The sequence below is a fragment of the Nocardiopsis sp. NPDC007018 genome, from assembly GCF_040635075.1.
Taxonomy (GTDB): domain Bacteria; phylum Actinomycetota; class Actinomycetes; order Streptosporangiales; family Streptosporangiaceae; genus Nocardiopsis.
Window position 1 is genome coordinate 16544 of record NZ_JBEYHA010000026.1, and the last position, 20090, is coordinate 36633.

General features: G+C 70.3%; 19 protein-coding genes. 10 read left to right on the top strand and 9 right to left on the bottom strand.

Annotated elements, in window-relative coordinates; all coding sequences use genetic code 11:
• Nucleotides 1-32 precede the first annotated feature (32 nt).
• A complete protein-coding gene (locus tag ABZ635_RS16080; protein ID WP_357765131.1) occupies nucleotides 33-1001 on the bottom strand; it encodes a LysR substrate-binding domain-containing protein in 969 nt (322 codons plus the stop codon).
• Between the two features lie 150 nt (nucleotides 1002-1151).
• Between ABZ635_RS16080 and ABZ635_RS16085 the strand changes: the two genes are divergently transcribed.
• Together ABZ635_RS16085 and ABZ635_RS16090 are read left to right on the top strand one after the other, a co-directional pair.
• Nucleotides 1152-3437: an FdhF/YdeP family oxidoreductase gene (locus ABZ635_RS16085; protein ID WP_357765252.1), complete on the top strand. Its 2286-nt coding sequence runs from the start codon at nucleotides 1152-1154 to the stop codon at nucleotides 3435-3437.
• Between the two features lie 112 nt (nucleotides 3438-3549).
• Nucleotides 3550-3888, top strand: coding sequence for a hypothetical protein (locus ABZ635_RS16090; protein ID WP_357765134.1), 339 nt, complete (start codon nucleotides 3550-3552; stop codon nucleotides 3886-3888).
• On the opposite strand, the gene ABZ635_RS16095 is transcribed toward ABZ635_RS16090, so the two are convergent.
• On the bottom strand, nucleotides 3882-5093 hold the full coding sequence (locus ABZ635_RS16095; RefSeq protein WP_357765137.1) for an FUSC family protein: 1212 nt from the start codon (nucleotides 5091-5093) through the stop codon (nucleotides 3882-3884). The genes ABZ635_RS16090 and ABZ635_RS16095 overlap by 7 nt on opposite strands.
• A gap of 256 nt (nucleotides 5094-5349) precedes the next feature.
• Here ABZ635_RS16095 and ABZ635_RS16100 point away from each other — a divergent pair, with 256 nt between their 5' ends.
• Complete coding sequence (locus ABZ635_RS16100; protein WP_357765140.1) at nucleotides 5350-5877, top strand: hypothetical protein; 528 nt, start codon at nucleotides 5350-5352, stop codon at nucleotides 5875-5877.
• 174 nt (nucleotides 5878-6051) lie between these two features.
• Here ABZ635_RS16100 and aroQ read toward each other — a convergent pair whose 3' ends face one another.
• Nucleotides 6052-6519: a type II 3-dehydroquinate dehydratase gene (aroQ, locus tag ABZ635_RS16105; protein WP_357765143.1), complete on the bottom strand. Its 468-nt coding sequence runs from the start codon at nucleotides 6517-6519 to the stop codon at nucleotides 6052-6054.
• Between the two features lie 124 nt (nucleotides 6520-6643).
• On the opposite strand from aroQ, the gene ABZ635_RS16110 reads away from it, so the two are divergent.
• On the top strand, nucleotides 6644-8440 hold the full coding sequence (locus ABZ635_RS16110; protein WP_357765146.1) for an acyl-CoA dehydrogenase: 1797 nt from the start codon (nucleotides 6644-6646) through the stop codon (nucleotides 8438-8440).
• Between the two features lie 85 nt (nucleotides 8441-8525).
• Here ABZ635_RS16110 and ABZ635_RS16115 read toward each other — a convergent pair whose 3' ends face one another.
• On the bottom strand, nucleotides 8526-8879 hold the full coding sequence (locus ABZ635_RS16115; protein ID WP_357765148.1) for a hypothetical protein: 354 nt from the start codon (nucleotides 8877-8879) through the stop codon (nucleotides 8526-8528).
• On the bottom strand, nucleotides 8876-9637 hold the full coding sequence (locus tag ABZ635_RS16120) for a MerR family transcriptional regulator (RefSeq protein ID WP_357765151.1): 762 nt from the start codon (nucleotides 9635-9637) through the stop codon (nucleotides 8876-8878). The genes ABZ635_RS16115 and ABZ635_RS16120 overlap by 4 nt, the downstream gene beginning before the upstream one ends.
• An 806-nt stretch (nucleotides 9638-10443) precedes the next feature.
• On the opposite strand from ABZ635_RS16120, the gene dnaE reads away from it, so the two are divergent.
• The 3 genes from dnaE to ABZ635_RS16135 all read left to right on the top strand — a co-directional run bounded on the left by dnaE (nucleotide 10444) and on the right by ABZ635_RS16135 (nucleotide 15898).
• Nucleotides 10444-13599 (top strand): DNA polymerase III subunit alpha, encoded by a 3156-nt coding sequence (gene dnaE, locus ABZ635_RS16125; RefSeq protein WP_357765153.1) that lies wholly within the window; start codon nucleotides 10444-10446, stop codon nucleotides 13597-13599.
• A gap of 368 nt (nucleotides 13600-13967) precedes the next feature.
• Nucleotides 13968-15170, top strand: a complete 1203-nt coding sequence (locus ABZ635_RS16130) for a methyltransferase domain-containing protein (protein WP_357765156.1) — start codon at nucleotides 13968-13970, stop codon at nucleotides 15168-15170.
• Nucleotides 15171-15208: 38 nt separating this feature from the next.
• A complete protein-coding gene (locus tag ABZ635_RS16135; protein WP_357765158.1) occupies nucleotides 15209-15898 on the top strand; it encodes a protein kinase in 690 nt (229 codons plus the stop codon).
• A 193-nt stretch (nucleotides 15899-16091) separates the two neighbouring features.
• On the opposite strand, the gene ABZ635_RS16140 is transcribed toward ABZ635_RS16135, so the two are convergent.
• From ABZ635_RS16140 to ABZ635_RS16155, 4 genes are all read right to left on the bottom strand, one after another.
• A complete protein-coding gene (locus ABZ635_RS16140) occupies nucleotides 16092-16253 on the bottom strand; it encodes a DUF397 domain-containing protein (RefSeq protein ID WP_357765255.1) in 162 nt (53 codons plus the stop codon).
• Nucleotides 16254-16516: 263 nt separating this feature from the next.
• A complete protein-coding gene (locus tag ABZ635_RS16145) occupies nucleotides 16517-16687 on the bottom strand; it encodes a DUF397 domain-containing protein (protein WP_357765161.1) in 171 nt (56 codons plus the stop codon).
• Between the two features lie 152 nt (nucleotides 16688-16839).
• Nucleotides 16840-17016, bottom strand: a complete 177-nt coding sequence (locus tag ABZ635_RS16150; protein WP_357765164.1) for a DUF397 domain-containing protein — start codon at nucleotides 17014-17016, stop codon at nucleotides 16840-16842.
• Nucleotides 17013-17837, bottom strand: a complete 825-nt coding sequence (locus ABZ635_RS16155; RefSeq protein ID WP_357765167.1) for a helix-turn-helix transcriptional regulator — start codon at nucleotides 17835-17837, stop codon at nucleotides 17013-17015. The genes ABZ635_RS16150 and ABZ635_RS16155 overlap by 4 nt, the downstream gene beginning before the upstream one ends.
• A 355-nt stretch (nucleotides 17838-18192) precedes the next feature.
• On the opposite strand from ABZ635_RS16155, the gene ABZ635_RS16160 reads away from it, so the two are divergent.
• The 3 genes from ABZ635_RS16160 (at nucleotide 18193) to ABZ635_RS16170 (ending at nucleotide 19871) form a co-directional block, all read left to right on the top strand.
• Nucleotides 18193-18660, top strand: a complete 468-nt coding sequence (locus tag ABZ635_RS16160; protein WP_357765170.1) for a hypothetical protein — start codon at nucleotides 18193-18195, stop codon at nucleotides 18658-18660.
• Nucleotides 18661-18957: 297 nt separating this feature from the next.
• Nucleotides 18958-19557, top strand: coding sequence for an ATP-binding protein (locus tag ABZ635_RS16165; protein ID WP_357765173.1), 600 nt, complete (start codon nucleotides 18958-18960; stop codon nucleotides 19555-19557).
• On the top strand, nucleotides 19557-19871 hold the full coding sequence (locus ABZ635_RS16170) for a hypothetical protein (RefSeq protein ID WP_357765176.1): 315 nt from the start codon (nucleotides 19557-19559) through the stop codon (nucleotides 19869-19871). Before ABZ635_RS16165 ends, ABZ635_RS16170 begins: the two co-directional genes overlap by 1 nt.
• Nucleotides 19872-20090 lie beyond the last annotated feature (219 nt).

The following is a 20090-nucleotide window of genomic DNA, read 5'->3' on the forward strand; positions in this document are numbered from 1 at the left end:
ACGTCCGCTTATCGAGCCCGCCGCGACCCGGCTCAGAGAGCGGGGCCGGGGACCGGCCGCGCCTCGGCGGGCTCACCCGGTCGCGGACCCGAGGGGTGGTACAGGTCCAACCGCGCCTGGAGGTCGGCGCCCGCCACCGTGTCCATGAGGGCGCGGGCCAGCACGGGTTCGGGGTCGCGGTCCGCGACGACCAGCCCGATCTCCTTGCTGACCTCGGGTTCCACCAGGGGGATGGCGCGCATGCCCTCCGGCACCGCGTGCAGCGCCAGCCAGGCGTGCGGCATCACCGCCGACCAGCGGGTCTCGTGGACGTACGAGCACAGCGCGCTCACCGAGTTGGTCTCCACCCTGGGCACCGCCTCGACCCCCGCCCGCCGGAACGCCCGGTCGACGATGCGGCGGTTCTGCATGTCCGGGGAGAGCAGGCACAACGGCACCTCGGCGGCCTCGGCCCAGGTGAGGGTGTCGCGCCCGTTGAGCAGCCCCCGCTCGTCGGTGAGCAGGGCGTAGCGCTCCCGGTAGACGGACTGCCGACGCACGTTCTCCAGGGGTTCGTTGTCGACGTAGGTCAGCCCCACGTCGATCTGGTAGTCGACCAGCGCCCGCTCGATCTCCTGGGAGGTCATGGACACCACCGACAGGGTCACCAGCGGGTGGAGCTCACAAAAGGCCCTGGTGATGAGGGATATGGAGCTCAGGGTCGTGGGGATGGCACCGATACGCAGGCGCCCGCTCAGCCCCTCCCGCAGGCTGCGGACGTTCTCCACCAGGGTGTCGTGCTCGGCCAGGACGCGCTGGGCCCAGGCCACGATCCGCTCCCCCTCGTGGGTGAACCCGATGAACCGGTTGCTCCGCCTGACGATGGGGACCCGGAACTCGGCCTCCAACCGACGGATGGCCGTGGACAGCGCGGGCTGGGACACGTGACACGCCTGGGCCGCACGGGCGAAATGCCGTTCCTTGGCCAGCGCGGTCAGGTACTTCAGCTGGCTCAGCAACATCGCGCAAGAATACACGCGCCGGACCCCCGCAACAACAACGCCCGGGTCCTTGATATCGTTCGCCCCATTCGGAGACAAAACTATTCGGGACCTCTGGACAGAGGGCGACTCGGTGAGAGAATTCGGACTGTGACACACCACGACTCGGACATGCCCGACCCCGCCCAGGACACGCCGGAGGTCGGGCCTCCCAAGGAGAGCGCGGCGGGCGTCCCCGCGGTCATCAACAGCGTGCGGCACGTCAACGACCAGGCCGGAGTGCGGCGCGGCCTGCCCGCGATGCTCGCCGTGAACCAGAAGAAGGGGTTCGACTGCCCCGGGTGCGCCTGGCCCGAGCCCGGCAAACGCCACCGGGCGGAGTTCTGCGAGAACGGCGCCAAGGCCGTCGCCGAGGAGGCCACCCGCCGGACCGTCGGCGCGGACTTCTTCGCCCGGCACCCGGTCGCTGACCTGTTCGAGCGCTCCGGGTACTGGCTGGGCCAGCAGGGCCGTTTGACCGAACCGGTGTACCTGGCCGAGGGCGCCACCCACTACACGCCGATCCCCTGGGACCAGGCCCTCGACATGATCGCCGAGGAACTGCGCGGGCTCGACTCGCCCGACGGCGCGGTGTTCTACACCTCGGGCCGCACCAGCAACGAGGCGGCCTTCGCCTACCAGCTGTTCGCCCGCCAGCTCGGCACCAACAACATGCCCGACTGCTCCAACATGTGCCACGAGTCGTCCGGCTCGGCACTCACCGAGACGCTGGGCGTGGGCAAGGGCAGCGTGTCCCTGGAGGACCTCTACGAGGCCGACCTCATCATCGTCGCCGGGCAGAACCCGGGCACCAACCACCCCCGGATGCTGTCCGCGCTGGAGAAGGCCAAGCGCGGCGGAACCCGGATCGTCACGGTGAACCCGCTGCCCGAAGCCGGCATGAAGACGTTCCGCAACCCGCAGTACGCCCGGGGCCTGATGGGGCGCGGCACCGACCTCACCGACCTGTTCATGCAGGTCCGGGTCGGCGGCGACCTGGCCCTGTTCTCGGCGGTCAACCGGCTCCTGCTGGAGGCCGACCGGCGCGGCGAGGACGTCCTGGACCACGCGTTCGTGACCACCCACACACACGGGTACGAGGCGTTCTCCCAGGCCCTGCTGGCCGAACCCGACGACACCTTCTGGGCCCGGACCGAACGGGACACCGGACTCTCCCGGGCACTGATCGAGGAACTCACCGCGATGGTGGTGGCCTCCGAACGCGTCGTGGTGTGCTGGGCCATGGGCCTGACCCAGCACAAGCACTCGGTACCGACCATCCGCGAGGTGGTCAACTTCCTGCTCCTGCGCGGCAACGTCGGCCGCCCCGGCGCGGGCGTGTGCCCGGTACGCGGCCACTCCAACGTCCAGGGCGACCGCACGATGGGCATCTTCGAACGCCCCGACGACTCCTTCCTGGACGCCCTGGGCACGGAGTTCGGCATCGAACCACCGCGTGAGCACGGACACGACACCGTGAACGCGATCCGGGCGATGGCCCGCGGCGAGGTGGGCGTGTTCCTCGCGATGGGCGGCAACTTCGTGGCGGCCTCACCCGACACCGGGGTCACCGAGGACGCCATGCGCCGCGTGGGACTGACGGTGCACGTGTCCACCAAGCTGAACCGTTCGCACGTGGTCACCGGGACCCGGGCCCTCATCCTGCCCGCCCTGGCCCGCAGCGACCGCGACCACTGGCAGGGCCGCGACCGCTGGGTGACGGTGGAGGACTCCATGGGGCTCGTCCACGCCTCACACGGGGTGCTGCGCCCCCTCTCCGAAGGAATGCGCTCGGAGGTCGACATCGTCCGCGAACTCGGCCGCAGACTGTTCGGGAACACCCCGGTCGACTGGGACCGCATGGCCGACTACGACCGGGTACGCGACCACGTGGCCGGGGTCGTCCCGGGGTTCGAGGACTTCAACGCACGCGCACGGCGACCCGGCGGGTTCGCGCTGCCGCACGCCCCGCGCGACGAACGCAGGTTCCCGACCGCCACCGGACTCGCCAACTTCACGGCCAACGGCACCTACGCGCCCCAGGTCCCCCAAGGACGGCTGCTGCTCCAGACCCTGCGCTCCCACGACCAGTACAACACGACCATCTACGGCCTCGACGACCGCTACCGGGGCATCAAGGACGGCCGCCGAGTGGTGCTGGTCAACGCCGAGGACGCCACCGAACTGGGCCTGGCCGACGGAGCGTACACCGACCTGGTGGGCGAGTGGACGGACGGCGTCGAACGCCGCGCACCGCACTTTCGCGTGGTGCACTACCCGACCGCGCGGGGCAGCGCCGCCGCCTACTACCCGGAGACCAACGTGCTGGTACCGCTGGACTCCACCGCGGACGTGAGCAACACCCCCACCTCCAAGTCGGTGGTGGTGCGCTTCGAACCGTCCTCACAACGGAACTGAGCCGGAACCGGGCTCTGAGTACGGGGACGCGGGCGGGTTCCTGAGTACCCGTACTCAGGAGCCCGCCGAGCCGGTGCGGCACCCTGGTGACACCTCGGAACCAGGGAGCATCGTGCGCCATATCCTCGCCGCCTCGATTGACAACCGAGCCTCTCGCGTCTACCTCGCCCTCGCCACCACCCTCCTCACCGCGGCGGTCGTCATCCACCTCGGCCCCGGCTTCGGCTCGGGCATGCCCGAGCTGGCCCTCGCGGTGTGGCTGCTTCCGTGCAGCGTGCTCTCGGTCCTGACGTTCGCGGCCCTCGACACGGCCGGCATGCCCGTCGACGCGCAGGCTCCCGTGTTCCTGGTCCTGTACGTGCTGGGCGCGTACGGGAACGGGCTCCTCCTCGGCCTCGCCGTGCGCGGGGTCCGCTCCCTGGCCGGAAGACGCCGCGCCGCCCGTCACTGACCCCTCGGACGGCGCCACGGGAAACGCACCCGGACCGGCCGCCACCGGGGGCGCCAGCTCAGCCACGGCAACCACGGCTCGCCCTGCGGATGCGGGACGGTGGGGTCCTCCAGATCGCCCTGGAGGACGTCCTCGATCTCCTCGAACCTGATCCCCGCGAACACCATGATGTCGGTGGCGACCATCTCCACCGCCAGATGGGTGGCGTGCGTGACGGGGTCGTCGTCGGGCGCGCCCGCCCCATAGGCGCGCGCGGCCGTCAGCGCCCGCTCCACCGCCTCCTCACGGGCCTCACGGCTGCTGAGGTCGTCGGCGAGGATGGTCAGGACGTCGGCCATGTCGGTCACGATCGGCGCCAGTTCCCGCTGCTCCTCCACACCCATGGCGGTGGTGGTGCGGGCCAGGAACAGACAGCTCTCGCCCAGCAGGATCAACCGCTCGATGACCTCGTCCTCCTCCAACACCGGCTCGGGGTTCCCCCAACGGATGGTGGACAGCCGCACCGTGGACCTGCTGCTCTCGCGCGCCTTGCTCAACTCGGCCATGGGCCGGCTCAGATCCCCCAACCGGTTGACCAACTGCTCGCTGGAGTCCTCCCCGTCCTCCCCCAGGGAACGACCGACCAGCGCGAGCATGCTCGCCATCTCGTTGAGCGCGTCCTCCTCGATCCGGCGGAGCAGGGCCACCAACCGGGCGGGAAAGAACAACTGGCTGAAGGCGAGGGCCACACCGGCGCCGATCAGGGCGTCCACGAGCCGGTCCGTGCCCGGACTGGCACCACCGACGAAGATCGTGGTGAGGATGGCGCTCGCCGCCGCCTGACCGATGATGATGCGCTCGGCGTTGATCGCCGCGGCCACCGTCATGGCACACGCCGTGGCCAGCACCATGGCCACCACGTTGTAGTCGGTGATCCACAGGCTGAACTCACCCGCGAGGATGCCGATGAACACACCCATCAGCAGCCGAAGCGCCTGGGCGCCGCGCTCCCCGCCCGAGACGTTGAGAGCGATGACCGCGGCGATGGGCGCGAAGAAGGGCTGGTGGTCCTGGACGAGACCCCCCGCGATGGTCCACGCCAGCGTGGCGGCGATGACCGCGAGCACGATCAGGGCGGCGTTGGCGCCCACCCGGGCGCGCACCTCCTTCGCCACGGCCCGCGACCGCGCCCACCAGGTACGACCCTCAAGGGGCAGCTCTGCCATGATCTCCTCACCGGCGAAGGGACACGCCTTCGGGGGTGGGGGGCCGCCGGTTCCATTGATACCGGCCGGAGGAGGGATGTGTCGGTACCGCGCCCGGTGTTTCGCGCCGACGGTTCGGTACCGCCCGGGCTCGCGACGCGTGCTCCTTCGCCCCGCGCCCGGCCCACCACCGACCGGGGCGGTCGGGGCGCTCACCCCGCCGGACGACCCGCGCGCCCGTGTGCGGGGCCCGACAGAGCAGGGCATCCTGGAGGGCATGACCGAACACCCCGCCCACGACACCGGCCCCATCCCGGGTTCCGTCCCCCTCCCGGGCTTCGGCCCCGTCCCCCGGGTCCAACCCGACCAGGACACCGAGCCCTACCCGGGCTCCATCCCGCTACCCGGCTTCGAACCGGCCCCACGGTCCCGCACCGCCGACGAGCCAGCCCGGGAGGGCGGCTCCACCCTCGAGGGCGACGCAGCCCGGGGCGACGCGGCCTCCGAAGGCTCGACCCCACCGGGACACGCGCCGGAGGTCGAGCACCTGGCCGCCACCCTGCACCGCCGCCGCGCCGAACTGGCCGAGGCCAAGGCCGCGCGGATCGGCGACGGAAGCATCGTCCACGAACTCACCACGCGCGTCTGGGTGGGCGTGGAGATCCCGGCCGTGGTGTGCGCGGCCGCCGACGACCCCATGCGCCTGCGCCCCTCCACCCACCCGGTCACCTGCCTGCGGTGCAGGTCGCGGCGCTCGGGCTCCGGCGCGGAGCAGATGCCCGGCCAGGAACTCCTCTGGCACTGAGCGGCCGGGGCGCCGGGCCCCGGGCGGGGTCACCCCCGCGAGAACCGGGAACGACGGAGCGCCCCGCCCAGCGAACCGGGGACCGGCCCGGGCGGGCCGCCCCGGGGCGTCTCGCACCGCGAACGGCCCCCTTCCCCCGCCCCTCACCGAACGGTCCGGCAGCAGGGGCGGCCCTCAGCCCTCCGGCCGGGCGGCCCGCTCCGCCGCGCGGGAGAGTACCGCGCGCAGACCGAGCTCGTAGCCGAGCACCCCGCACCCCGCCACGTACCCGGCGGCGACCGGCGCGGTGACGGAGGTGTGGCGGAACTCCTCACGGGCGTACACGTTGGAGATGTGCACCTCCACCACCGGCGCCTCGATCGCGTCCACGGCGTCCCGCAGCGCGATGCTGTAGTGGGCGTAGGCGCCGGGATTCATCACCACGCCGGCGTAGTCGCGGGCCGCGTGGACGTGGTCGACCATGCCGCCCTCGCTGTTGGACTGCGCACAGACCACCTCCACCCCCATCTCCGACCCCAGGGCGGCCACCCGGGCCTCGACCTCGGCGAGGGTGGTGCTCCCGTACTGCTCGGGGTCGCGCGTGCCCAACAGGTTGAGGTTGGGGCCGTTCAGCAACAGGACGGTGGGTGTCTTCTCGGTCATACGGGGCTTCCTGGTTCCGAGTCGGGCTGGAGACACCAGCGTAGACCCGCACACCAGGGTGGTTCCCCGCGCACCGAACCGGTATCATACCGACCAGTCGGTCCAACTCTTCGGGAGGCAACCCGTGACGTCCACCCTGCTGTCCAGGCGCGACCTCCGGTTCCTGCTCTACGAATGGCTCGACGCCCAGGCCCTCACCCGGCGCCCCCGGTACGCCGACCACTCCCAAGAGACCCTGGACGGCGCCCTCGACCTGGCCGAACGCGTGGCCACCGACCACTTCGCCCCGCACAACAAGACCAACGACGCCCACGAACCCCGCTTCGACGGCGAACGCGTGCACGTCATCCCCGAGGTGGGCCGGGCCCTCAGGGCACACGCCGAGACCGGACTGTCCTCCCTCGCCCTGGACGCCTCCGTGGGCGGCGGCCAGCTCCCCCGCGTGGTCTCCAGCGCCTGCGACGCCTACTTCCAGGCCGCCAACCCCGGCACCGCCGCCTACCCCTTCCTCACCGCCGCCAACGCCAAGCTCCTGCTGGCACACGGCTCCCCCGAACAGGTCGACACGTTCGTGCGCCCCATGGTGGAGGGACGCTTCACCGGCACCATGTGCCTGTCCGAACCACAGGCGGGCAGCTCGCTCGCCGACATCACCACCCGGGCCGAACCCGCCGAGGACGGCACCCACCGGCTCTTCGGCAACAAGACGTGGATCTCCGGCGGCGACCACGAACTCTCCGAGAACATCGTCCACCTGGTGCTGGCCCGCATCCCCGGAGGCCCGCCCGGGGTCCGGGGGATCTCGCTGTTCGTCGTACCCAAGCACCTCGTCCGCGAGGACGGCGCGCTCGGCGAACGCAACGACGTCGTCACCGCCGGGCTCAACCACAAGATGGGCTACCGGGGCACCGTCAACGCCCTGCTCAACTTCGGCGAGGGCCGCCACACCCCCGGCGGGGTCCCCGGCGCGGTCGGCTACCTCGTCGGCCCGCCCCACCAGGGTCTGCGGCAGATGTTCCACATGATGAACGGCGCCCGCATCGGAGTGGGAGCGGGCGCGACGGCGGTCGGCTACACCGGTTACCTGAAGTCGCTCCGCTACGCCCGCGAACGCCTCCAGGGCCGTCCCCTCGGCGCGAAGGACCCCGAACACCCCCCGGTACCGATCATCGAGCACACCGACGTGCGCCGGATGCTGCTCGCACAGAAGAGCTACGTGGAGGGCGCCCTCGCGCTGGTCCTGTACTGCGCCCGCCTGGTGGACGAGGAGGCCAGCGCCGAGGACCCGGCACACGCCGAGCGGGCACACCTGCTGGTGGACGCCCTCACCCCGATCGCGAAGAGCTGGCCCTCCCAGTGGTGCCTGGAGGCCAACAGCCTCGCCATCCAGGTACACGGCGGCTACGGATACACCCGTGAGTACGACGTGGAACAGCACTACCGGGACAACCGGCTCAACGCCATCCACGAGGGAACCCACGGCATCCAGGCCCTGGACCTGCTCGGACGCAAGGCGGTGCTCGACCACGGCGCGCGCCTCTCCCTCCTCCTGGAGACCGCCCGCGCCACCGTGGAGCGCGCCCGCGCCCTGGGCGGCCAGGAAGCCGCGTACGCCGAACTGCTCGCCGCCGCCCTTGACCGCACCGCCCGGGCGACGGCCGACGCCTGGTCCGACGGCGACCCGTCCGTGGCCCTGGCCAACGCGACCCCGTACCTGGAGGCCACCGGCCACGTCGTCATCGCCTGGATGTGGCTGGAACAGCTCACCGCCGCCCACGGCAAGCAGGGCACCTTCTACGAGGGCAAGCGCGCCGCCGCCTCGTACTTCTTCCGCTACGAGCTGCCCCGCACCGAAGCCTGGTTCGCCCTGGTCGCCTCCCGTGACCGCACGGTCCTGGACACTTCCCCCGAGGTCCTCTAGGGACCCGAGCCCCTTGAGGCCCCGCCGACACCCCGGTTCCCGTCCACCCCCGGTCGCCCTGCGGACCCGCCGGACGCCCTCCGGTTCAACCGGCGCGCAACCGTCCGGGCTCGGGGACGTCCAGGACGAACACGTGGCCGATGTCCGCCTCCTCGTATCCGTAGTCGGCGTTGGCCACCCGCATCCGCTCCGGGGTGACCTCGACGATCCGGACCGTCACCGGTTCCGCCCGGCCCGGCAGGGTCAACAGCCACGGCTCGGCCAGATAGGCCAGGCCCAGGGAGTCCAACGCGGACCGGGCCTCGGCCTCCTCCACCGCACCGTGCACGGGGTGGCCGAACGGGTTCACCGGGACGTAGCCCGCCCCCTCGGGGCGCAGGTAGCCCAGGATCTCGTCGTCCTCCTCGCGCCGGTGCGGTCTCCACGACCGGGGAATCACGTTTCCCGCCCCTGCGCGCCCAGGCGCTGCTCGGCGAAGACCTCCATGGCCTCGCGCTGGTAGTCGGCCAACCCCGGCTCGATCCGTTCGTACACCTCACGCCAGGGGCCCTCCTGCGCGTACACCCGCCCCAGCTGGGCGAAGGCCTGCGCGTCCGGGGTCCACATGCGGCTGACCTGCTGGAAGTGGCCCTCGATCTCCACCTGCACCGGTGGAGCCTCGGCGGGTGTGCCCGCACGCAGGTACGCGGCCATCCGCCGCATCCCCTCCACCGACTCGGCGCGCATCCGCTCGGCCTCCTCGGGAGCCATCTCCTCCCCCGCCCGCCGGGCCTGTTCCCACTGCTCGGGCCAGTCGGCACGCGCCCGCTGGGCGTAGTGGGCGGTGTCGAAGCCCTCGAAGAGCTCCTCGGGTCTACTGGTCACGTCGGTGCCCTCCAGTGAGTCCACCGTGCGGCGCACGGTGTCGACCAGGACGCTGAGGCGGTCCCGTTCGGCTTCGAGGTCGTGCAGGTGCTGCCGCAGGGCCGCGACCTCGTCCTGTTCGGAGTCGAGAACCCGGCGGATGTCCGCCAGACCGAGCCCGAGTTCGCGCATCACCAGGATGCGCTGGAGCCTGTGCAGTTCGCGCTGGCCGTAGTGGCGTAACCCGCCCGGTCCGGTGCTCTCCGGGAGCAACAGGCCGACGTGGTGGTAGTGGCGCAGCGTCCGGGAGGTCACCCCGCTCATCCGGCTGACCTCACCCATGGACCATGACATCCCGTCTCCCCTCCGGCCGGGGAGTCCGGCCTCAGAGACGACGCTAGATGTTGACGCAACGTCAACCGCAACCCCTGCCCGAGGCCTCTTCCTCGGGAACACCCGTGTCCGGTCCTTCCCACCCGGCCGGGCGGGCGCCCCCAGAGATGGCCGCCGGAGACGGCCGACGAGCGGCCCCCCGCGCCCCGCCCCCGCGCACGGCGCGGTCTCCCACGTCCGGCCCGTTCGCACTCGGGCCGCTCGGGCCCGGGCCACACGACTCCGCCGGGAGGGCGCCCGCGCGGACACACCCGCCAGTGACCTGTTGTGGCCAAGCGCAGCGGAGAGTCACCGCCGGATGGTACCCAGGTTCGGTTCCCTTTCCCCTGAATCGGAGGCTCCCGTGGCCGCACGCAACTTCAAGGGCCAGTATTCGGACTGGCCGTGGACCGCAGCCGTCATCATCTGCCTGTTCATCCTGGCCGCGGCCGTCACCCGCTGACAGGAGGCGCAGACGGCGCCTCCCGGGCGTTCGTCCCGGGAGGCGGGAACACCATGGCTCCGCTCCCCTCCGCGCGGCAGCGAAAACGAAGGACACCGGCCTTTACGTCGTAGATTTTCTACTGCCCCCCAGACCCCCGCCCCCGACGACAACACCGTTCGCCACGGGCCCGCCCACCGCCCCGACCCACTCCGCGCACGGAGAAACGGCGCGTCTTCGCAGCTCAGAGGATGCGCCGTTGGACATCATCGGATACAGTCATCGAACTGATGTTCGAACGGTGGCTCTTCCCCTGCCGCTCCGCAGGAGGGGAGGAATGTAGGCCGTGCACCTGCGCGCCGCGTCGTCGTTCTCCTTCCGGCACGGCACCGCGCCGCCCGCCGCCCTGGTCGAGCGGGCGGCGCTCGACGGCCAGACGGTGATGGCCCTCACCGACCGGGACGGCCTCTTCGGCGTCGCCGAGCACATCCGGACCTGCGAGCGGACCGGGGTGCGCCCCGCCCTGGGCGTCGATCTCGCCCTCTCCTCCCCCGAGGGCGGCCGCGTCGTGGTCCTGGCCCGGGGCGCCCGGGGCTGGGCCAGCCTCTGCCGCCTGGTCACCGACGTCCACCGCGCCCCCTCCCCCGTGGCCGTACGACCCGACCAGCTCACCGAACACGCCGACGGACTGGTCGTCCTGCTCGGGCCCGACTCCGACGTGGGCCGCGCCGTCGCCCAGGACCGCCCCCTGCACGCCCGGGCCCTGGTGTCCGCCTGGCGGGGGGTGGGTGTGGAGATCGCCCTGGCTCCGCACGACCACGGCGCCTCCGGCCAGCGCCGCGCCGCACGGGACATGGTGCGCCTGGCCGACGAGGAGCACCTCCTCGCGGTGCTGACCAACGCCGTGCGCTACCCGACCCCGGACGGTGCCGGGGTGGCGCTCGCCCTCGACCGCATCCGCCAGCACGCCCCGGGCGGCTACCACCCCGCCCCGCGCACCGAGAGCGCCCACATGGCCACCGCCGAGGAGATGTCCCGGACCGCCGTCGCCGTGTGCGGCGGCGACCGCACGCGCGCCCGACGCCTGATCGCGCACACCCTCGCCCTGGGCAGCTCCTGCGCCCTGGACCCCGCCGCCGACCTGGGCTGGGGCCGCCTCCACCTGCCTGCCCGCGCCGAGGCCACCGCCGAGCTGCGCGACCGCGTCGCGGGAGGGGCCGCCCTGCTGGGCCTGGACCGCGACCGCCGCGCGGACGAGCGGGCCCGGCGTGAGCTGGAGGTCATCTCCCGCCTGGGCCTGGAGAGCTACTTCCTGACCGTGGCCGACGCCGCCCGGGCCGTCCGGGACAAGGGCATCCGCTGTTTCGCGCGGGGGTCGGCGGTGGGCAGCCTCGTCGTGCACCTGTTGGGCATCTCCGCGATCAACCCCCTGGACCACGGTCTGCTGTTCGAACGGTTCTGCACCCCGAGCCGTCCCGGCCTGCCCGACATCGACCTGGACGTGGAGTCCGACCGCCGGTTGGAGGCCTACGACGCGGTCATCGCCTCCCACCCCGGGGCCAGCGCCACGGTGGCCATGATGGAGACCTACCGCGCCCGCAGCGCCCTGCGGGACGCCGGTGCGGCGCTGTCGCTGCCCTCCGTGGAGGTGGACCGCATCGCCTCGGTGTTCCCCCGGGTCCGTGCCTCCCGCATCAGCGAGACCGCCCGCGAGCTTCCCGAGCTGCGGAATCTGGACGGGCTGGACAGCGAGCACGTGCGCAGGCTCTTCTCCCTCGCGGAGCGGCTGTCGGGCCTGCCCCGGCACGTGGCGATGCACCCCTGCGGGCTGGTGCTGTCCGACCACGCCATGGGCGACCGGGTGCCCACCCAGCCCTCCGGGGCGGGCTACCCGATGGTGCAGGCCGACAAGGAGGACGTGGAACACCTGGGGCTGCTCAAGCTCGACGTCCTCGGGGTGCGGATGCAGTCGGCGCTCGCGCACACCCTGGACGAGATCGACCGCACCGAGGGGGCGAGCCCGGACCTGGAGGCCCTGGCCGACGACGACCACGCCACCGCGCACATGGTCGCGGCCTCCAACACCCTGGGCTGCTTCCAGATCGAGAGCCCGGGCCAGCGCGAGCTGGTGTCCCGGCTGCGGCCGCGCGGGGTCCCCGACCTGATCGCGGACATCTCCCTGTTCCGGCCCGGGCCCATGGGCACCGACATGGTCTCGGCCTACCTCGGGGCCAGGGAGGGTTCCGAGCCGCCCCGGCTGCCCCACCCCGACCTCGCGCCGGTGCTGGCCGAGACCGGCGGGGCTCTGCTCTTCCACGAACAGCTGCTGCACACCATCGACACCATGACCGGGTGCGGGCTGGACCGCGCCGAGGCCATGCGCAGGGCCCTGGGCACCGTGGAGGGGCGCCGCGAGGTGGAGACACAAGTGCGCTCGCTGATGGCCGAACGCGGGCACGACGGCCGGACCGTCGAGGACACCTGGCGGCTGGTGGCGGCGTTCGGCAACTTCGGTTTCTGCAAGGCCCACGCGGCCGCGTTCGCCCTGCCCACCTACCAGAGCGCGTGGCTCAAGCGGCACTTCCCCGCCGCGTTCTTCGCGGGGGTGATGACCCACGACCCCGGCATGTATCCGCGCCGGGTGCTCCTCAACGACGCCCGGCGCATGGGTGTGCGGGTGCTCGGCCTGGACGTGAACGCCTCCTGGCGGCACTGGCGGGTGGAGCCGGTCGGGGAGGGCAGGTGGGGGCTGCGGCCGTCCCTGGCCGATCTCGGGGCCCTCACCGGGGCCGAACTCGACCGCCTGTTGGCCCGGCGCCCCTTCACCGGGCTGCGGGACCTGGTGGCGCGGGGGTCCCTGTCCCGTGAGGCGTTGGACAACCTGGTCCTGGCCGGGGGGCTGGACACCCTGACCGGGGTCACCGGAGCCCCCGGCGCCCCGGACCGGCGCGACGTCCTCGTGCACGCGCACGCCCTGGCGCAGGAGGGTCCGCGTCCCGAGGACTCCCCCGGGCAGCTCTCCCTGGAGGAATCGGAGTCGGAGTCGACCGAGACCGTGCCGGTGGGGACGGCCGCCCCGATGACCCACACCGACCGGGTCGCCGAGGAGTCGCGTGCCCTCGGCTACGAGATCTCCGGGCACCTGTTGGACCGGTACGTGGACCGGTTGGCGGACCTGGCCGCCCGCCACGGGCTCGTCACCGCCCAGAGGCTGCCCCGGGTTCCGGACGGGACCCGGGTCACGGTGGCGGGGGTGAGGGTGAGCGTGCAGACGCCGCCCACCAGGTCCGGTAGGAGGGTGATCTTCGCCAGTGTCGAGGACCGCACCGGTGTCGTCGAGGTCGCCCTGTTCGGGAACGTCCAGGAGCACTCCGCCAGGGCGGTGTTCGACTCGAGGCTGCTCGTGGTCCAGGGCCGGGTCCGCCGTTCCAGCCCGGAGGCGCTGCCCACGCTGACCGTTTCCAGGGTCTGGCCGTTGGACCCGGGCCCGAAGAAGCCCTGAGCCGGGGAAGGGACGTCACCCGCCCTCCCCCTGCGGCGGTGCCCGGAGGGACGCGGTGATCACAGGTACAGGACCCCTCTGGAGGAGGGGGTTGGGGCAACCGGGGCCCCGGTGAGGGGTACCCCGCGCGGGTGTCGGGCGGTGGGGGTTGGCCGGTTCCAGCCAAACCCGTCATGGAACAACCACACCGAGTTACTGTTCAGGGGTTGACCCCCAGTGGAAACGGAGCGTGACGTGGGCAGGCCCGAGAACCCGGACGTACCCACCGACAGCGGCACTGGTGGCCCCGCCAGCGACGGCCAGAAACCCAATGACCATGGGTCAGAGGGAATCCCGCCCCAAACCGGCGACGGGCAGAGGCCCACCTAGTGGAAGCCCAGATCCCTCCAGGTGCGGCGCTCGCTCGTCTGCTCACCACACGGGGCAGCATCATCGCCCCCACGTGGCACCGCGCCGTCCTCAGCACCGATCGGGCCGCCTTCCTCCCAGAGACGATCTACGGACCCGACCCCGCTCACCCCGGGTGGGAGTGCCCCGTCACCCGAGCTGACCCACGGTGGGACCGCTGGGTGGCCGGAGATTTCGCGCTCGTGACCCAGGTGGACGACGGCGCCCCGGTCGGGCCCGACGGACGGGGGCGGGTGGCCACGTCCAGCGCCTCCCAGCCATCCCTGGTCGTCACCATGCTCCAGGCCCTGGATGCTCGGGAGGGGCACCGGGTGTTGGAGATCGGCACCGGTACCGGCTACAACACGGCGTTGTTGTGCCACGCCCTCGGAGAGGAGGCCGTGGTGTCGGTGGAGATCGATCCGCGGCTGGCAGAGATCGCGGTGAAGAACCTCGCGCAGGCTGGCCACTCCCCCAGGGTCGTGACGGCCGACGCGGCCGGGCGCCCGGCGGCGGGCGAGGGCGAGTTCGATCGGGTGTTGTCGACAGTCGCGGCGCGTGGCGAGGTTCCGTGGTCGTGGGTGGAGCAGAGCGCGCGGCACGGGGTCATCGTGACCCCGTTCGAGGTGGGCAACACTCCGGGGGTCCTGTTGAAACTCCGGGTTCACGGGGACGGGAGCGCCACCGGACACTTCATCGGGGACGCGCCGTTCATGGTGCTGCGGTCCCAGCGGGCGGACATGCGCCGGGCCCGTGAGCTGGTGGACGAGGACGACCCGGAGGCGACGGACGGTCTGATCGAACTCAACCCGAGAGTGGTCGCCTACCGCAACTCCGGGTGGCAGCTCGCGTTGGGGCACCTCGTGCCGGACCTGCGGTACGCGGTGTACGAAGCCGCGGAGGACCGGCCGGAGTGGGCTGGGGAGGCGACGGTGTACGTGGCGACCCTGGACGGGTCCTGGGCGCTCGGCGAGTACACCCCGGCGGGCAGCCCTTTCGAGGCACGCCGGGGCGGACCCCGGGATCTGTGGGCCGAGATCCGCGCCGCGTGGGACGCGTGGGTGAAGTTCGACTCTCCGGGCCGCGACCAGCTGGGGGTGACCGTGGACGAGCGGGGGACGCACCTGTGGGCGGGGAATCCGGCGGCCGAGGTCGGCAGCCGCGATCAGCGTTCCCGGCTGTGAGGTTCCAGCTAGCGGCAACCCCCGCCGCTGAGGACACCATGATCCCGTTCACCGACCTCATTCGCCCCCACACCGGGGAGGTCATCCGGGTCCGCCCCGCTGGTGAAGGCCACGGCTGGAGCACCCCGGCTCTCGTCAGCAGCGAACGGGGCGAGTTCTTCGTCAAAGGAGTCCCGAACCGGCCCGGTGGGCGTCTGGACTCCGCTCAACGGGAAGCGACCATCAACCCGTTCGTCCGGAATGTCACCCCGACGATGCGGTGGCAGGCCGAGGACGAGCACTGGTTCGTGATGGGCTTCGACGCCATCGAGGGCAGGCCCGCCGACTTCCTGCCGGGCTCGTCCGATCTGGGCCGGGTCGTGGAGGTCCTGAACAGGGTGTCGGAGATCCCCTTGCCCGCGGTGGCCCGGGGTTGGGAGGAGACCCGGTGGGACCGGTTCGCTACCGATGACGAGAAGGCTCTCCTGCGTGGGGACTCGTTGACCTACACCGACGTCCACGAACTCAACTTCCTTCTCACCGAGGGCGGGACGTGGCTCCTGGACTGGGGGTGGCCCACGCACGGAGCACCGGTCATCATGCCCTCGGACCTGGCTGTTCAGCTCGTCGCCGCCCGCCACTCCCCTGAGTCCGCCGAGGGGTGGGTGGGGCAGCTGGAGGCATGGAAGGCGTCTTCGCCGGAGAGCGTGATCGCGTTCGCGCGCGCCAACGTGGGCCTGTACGAGTAGCAGGTTGAGGCCCGCCCTGAGCAGGAGTGGTTGGTGGCGATGTTGGACGCGGCGAAGGCGTGGCACCAGCACGTGCGGGGGTGACCAGGGATCTCAGTCCATCGACCCTGTGCACGCCGTCGCTGTACCCTGACCGAGCGAACAGTAACGGGCTCCGCCTCCTTGCCTGGCGGGGCCCGTTGTGCGTGGTCGTCTACTTGGTGATGGCCAGCAGTGCGGTCCACTCGGCGGAGGTGAAGGACAGGTTCCCAGCCTCGCGGTTCTGGGTATCGCGCACACGGGTTTCAGCACCTTCTGAAACCTCGACGCAGTTCTCAGCAGCGTTGCTGTACGAGGACTTGTACCACTCCGTCATGGGTTCCCTCACTTGCTCACTGAACGACTTCCTGGGGGACAATGAGATCGCCACCACGATCTCACTTCCGCAGGTTGATGGGAAGAAGCTTCTTCCACCGGCCGTTGAGTTCCCAGCACCTGAGCGGCAATGCGGCGATTGTTGCGGATGGATCTCAGGCCTTTGGTCCTGGAGGCATGTGCCGTCCCCCGGATACTCTGATTCGGCAGTATGCAGAACCGTCCCCGCTCAACAGGCCTGAGCGGGGACGGTTCTGCGTGCTGCTACTGGCCGCGTACTGCTGCTACCAGGGCCGCCCACTCTGGAGCTGGGGCGACCAGGTGACCCAAGTCGCGATTCTGGGTGTCTCGAAACTGGGTGACTCGGCCTTCCGAGACTTCGACACAGTTGCCGCCGGTCCCGTCACTGTAACTGGACTTGTGGTATTCACTCATGCCATCTGCCCCTTCACGGCCTGCATCAACTCAAGGGTGCCACGGGTGGTGAGCGCCTCAGCCTGCATCGCGCTGAACAACATGGACGTCGCGGGTACGCTGACCCAGCACACACGGACCACCCCCGCCCACCGGGCCGGTTCGTTCTCGTGTCAGAGGCGGACGGCCTCGACGAACGCCTTCCACTCAACAGCAGACGCGTCAAGCTGGCCCAGGTGACGGTTCTGCGTATCGCGAACGGCGGCACCCTGCTCGGTCGTGCGCGCCTCCACGCACTGACCTCCCTGCGCGTTGCTGTAAGTGGACTTGTTCCACTGCTGGGTCATCATGTGATGCTGCCTCGAATCTCTTCCATACGGTCCCGGGACGCGGATACTGGCAGAGCGGCGCTTCCTAGATCCGCGAATGTCCGGTCGTAGCTTGCCACAGCCTCAGGTTGCTTGAGCGTCCACCCAGTCTGCTGACTTTCGACGTAGACGAACGCGGGGCTCTCTAGCTCCTCGATGATCGTAAAGGACCCACCTAGACCTGGATGTCCCTCTGTCGCGATCGGCACCAGCTGAATCTTGATACGTGGCCGCCGAGAGAGTTCGATCAGACGCGCGATCTGATCCTTCATGACCTGGGGATCATGGAAGCGGCGCAACAGCACCACTTCGTCAAGCAGCATCATCATCGCAGGAGGATGGGCTTGTTCGAGGATTCGCTGACGATGTTGTCGCCCCACAACGATCTGATCGACACTGCCTCGGGGAGTTTCCGGCCTCGCTACCTCGTTGATCGCCCTGACGTAGCCTTCCGTCTGCAACAACCCGTGGACCAAGCCGCCGTGGGAGTAGTCCCGAATCCGAACGGCCCTCTGCTCGGCCCCCGCAACTTGCCGGAAGTACTCGGTCATTCCAATGCGGGAGAACACTGCGTCCCACGCGTCCACCAGCTCACCCTGAGCGGTAAGGGCCTCGTCTAGGCGCACCACCGGGACCCTTTTTGTCCCTTTCTTTCCCAGCTCCAGATCACTCACGGCACTCTGTGAGACGTGGGCCGCATCAGCCAACTCCTGCTGCGAAAACCCCTTCTGACCTCGAAGTTCCCTGAGTCGCTTCCCAAACCGAAGTCTCGCGAATACCTCTTCACTGTCAGCGTCACTCATCTCACCACCACCTCATCTATTTTCACCGCTCCCCAAAGAACCTTCACCAACTTAAGCGGTAAGCATAGACCAGGAGGCTGATCTCTTGGCAAGGTCAGTGCTGAAGGCGCACCGAAGGGCCGTTCAGCCAATAGTCCTCTATCGAATGAAATATGAGGATCTTGGGATGAAGGCCCTGGCGATTTCCTTGCGGGGCCGATCCAGATCACACCGCCCTTTACTGGGCAAGAGCAACGTCAGCCCCCGCACCGGCCGTGTGAGGCCTGGCTGACTCCCACTAAAACGCCCAGGCGTCCGATGTTGAGAGCGATCGTCCAGGGTTGAGACCCACCCCGATGTGACCGAGGTGAGATATATGCAGGCCAACCAGGAGGCACCGGTGGTGCCAGTTGTTCCCGGGCGCTTCCCTCGGGTGCTCCGGTTCTCTGAGCCCGCCCGTCACGGCATCCTGCTCGGTCCCAGTCGTGAGTACCGGGCCCTGTCGTCCTGGTGTCGGAACGTGCTCCCGGTTCAGGGCACGCGGTTGGCTCGTATCGCGCGCATCCTGGTCAGCAACTCCCATCAGCACTCCCGGTCGGGTCTGCCCGGTGGGACCGTCCGCGTCGTTCTGGACCAGACCCACCCCAAGCTCCCGCGCTTGTACGTGACCGACCAGGGACCACGCACCACCACTGCGCCCCAGCACCCCCGGTTGGACCCCGGAGTGCACGTGTCCGGGCTCGCGGTCCTGGACCGCCTCGCCTTCTCCTGGTCGCCCTCGTGGACTTGGGACGGCGACCGCGTCCAACAGACCACCGTCGAAGCCGTCCTCGACCTCAGTTAGCCCACACCGCACTCGACTCTTTCAACACACAGATACAGAGCCCCAAGCCCGAGCACCCGGCGCAACGCCCACCGCCCAGGGCTGACTCAGTCAACCCAACGAACACCTCCGAGAAAGCAGAATCATGAACCCTGACCACCTGAGGCCCCCGCCTGAATGGCCCACCCAAGCGCCCCACAGTCCTTCCGGCCGTCTGCGAGGCCCGGTGATTCCTTCGCCTCGCAGGCCTGTCGAAACCGTCCCGGTGGAGGTCCTGCGCAAGGTCCTGGCCGGACTGCGACGTCTGGAGGTGACCTCGTGAGGCCCGCTCCGCCGTTCTCGCCCGAGCTGGCTCGCCGTGAGGTGGTGGCTCCGGTGGCGAGTTTCATCAAGCCGTTCCACTCGCACTACTTCTCCCGCACCGTCGGCCCCCCGTACCGGAAGCGGCAGTACTCCTTCGCTGGGCTGCCTGGCCTGATGCCTCTGGTCCGCGCGTTTCTGGACACCAGCGCGGCGGAGCGGTGTGAGGAGTACCAGTTCCTGTTCACCCTGCTGGGTTGCGAGTTGGCGAACAACGCGATCGCCCACAGCCGGTCCAGTGAGCGCGGCAGTACGTACACGTTGACGGTGGATCGGGGTGCGAAGGGGATGACGTTGATCTGCCGCGACCAGGGCAGCCGTCTGCCGCAGGAGAAGGGCACCTTCACCGCCGCCACGTTCGAGGAGATCGAGGCGGGCACTGCGACGGGTCGGGGGTTGGCGCTGATCGACGCGCTTGCGGATCGGTGGGGCGACAACGGCGATCCGAAGTTCCGGCAGGTGTGGTTCTTCCTGGCCTACGACCTCACCGACAACCCGTGGAGCCACATCGACACCGAAGACACCGAAAACTTCCTCAAAAACGGGGTGGAGTGCTGATGTTGGACATCGACACCAGGGACCTGCTCTCCTGCGCCGGAGACGCCCTCACCGCACCGGGGCACCTGACTCCCGCCCAGGTGGACGTGTGGCACAACCACACCCTGCGCAACCGCATGCCTCTGGTTCTGGAGGCGCTGCGGATCGCCGGAGACGAAGGCGACGCCGAACGGGCCATGTCGCTCATCGACCAGGCCGTACACGACTACCCCGCACCCACCCGGATTCCTGGTAACAGGCCGGTCCCGGGGTCCCGACTGCTCTCCCGCCGCCACCACGCCAACCACGACCCGGAACCCCCGACCGCCGCCTGAGCGCTCCGCACCGCCCGAAGGCGTTCACGAAAAAGGCTCTGGCGGGTGCTGGCACACCCCCAGAGCAGGCCGACAACCCGTCCCCTTCAAGAGAAGAGATTGCCGACATGGCCATTGTGCCGCACACCCTGCCCTCAACCACACGAACAACCCTCCCCCGGCTGAGTCCCGGTGGGAGTGCCGGGTCTACCCCGGACACCTCTCCCACACCAGCCAGGT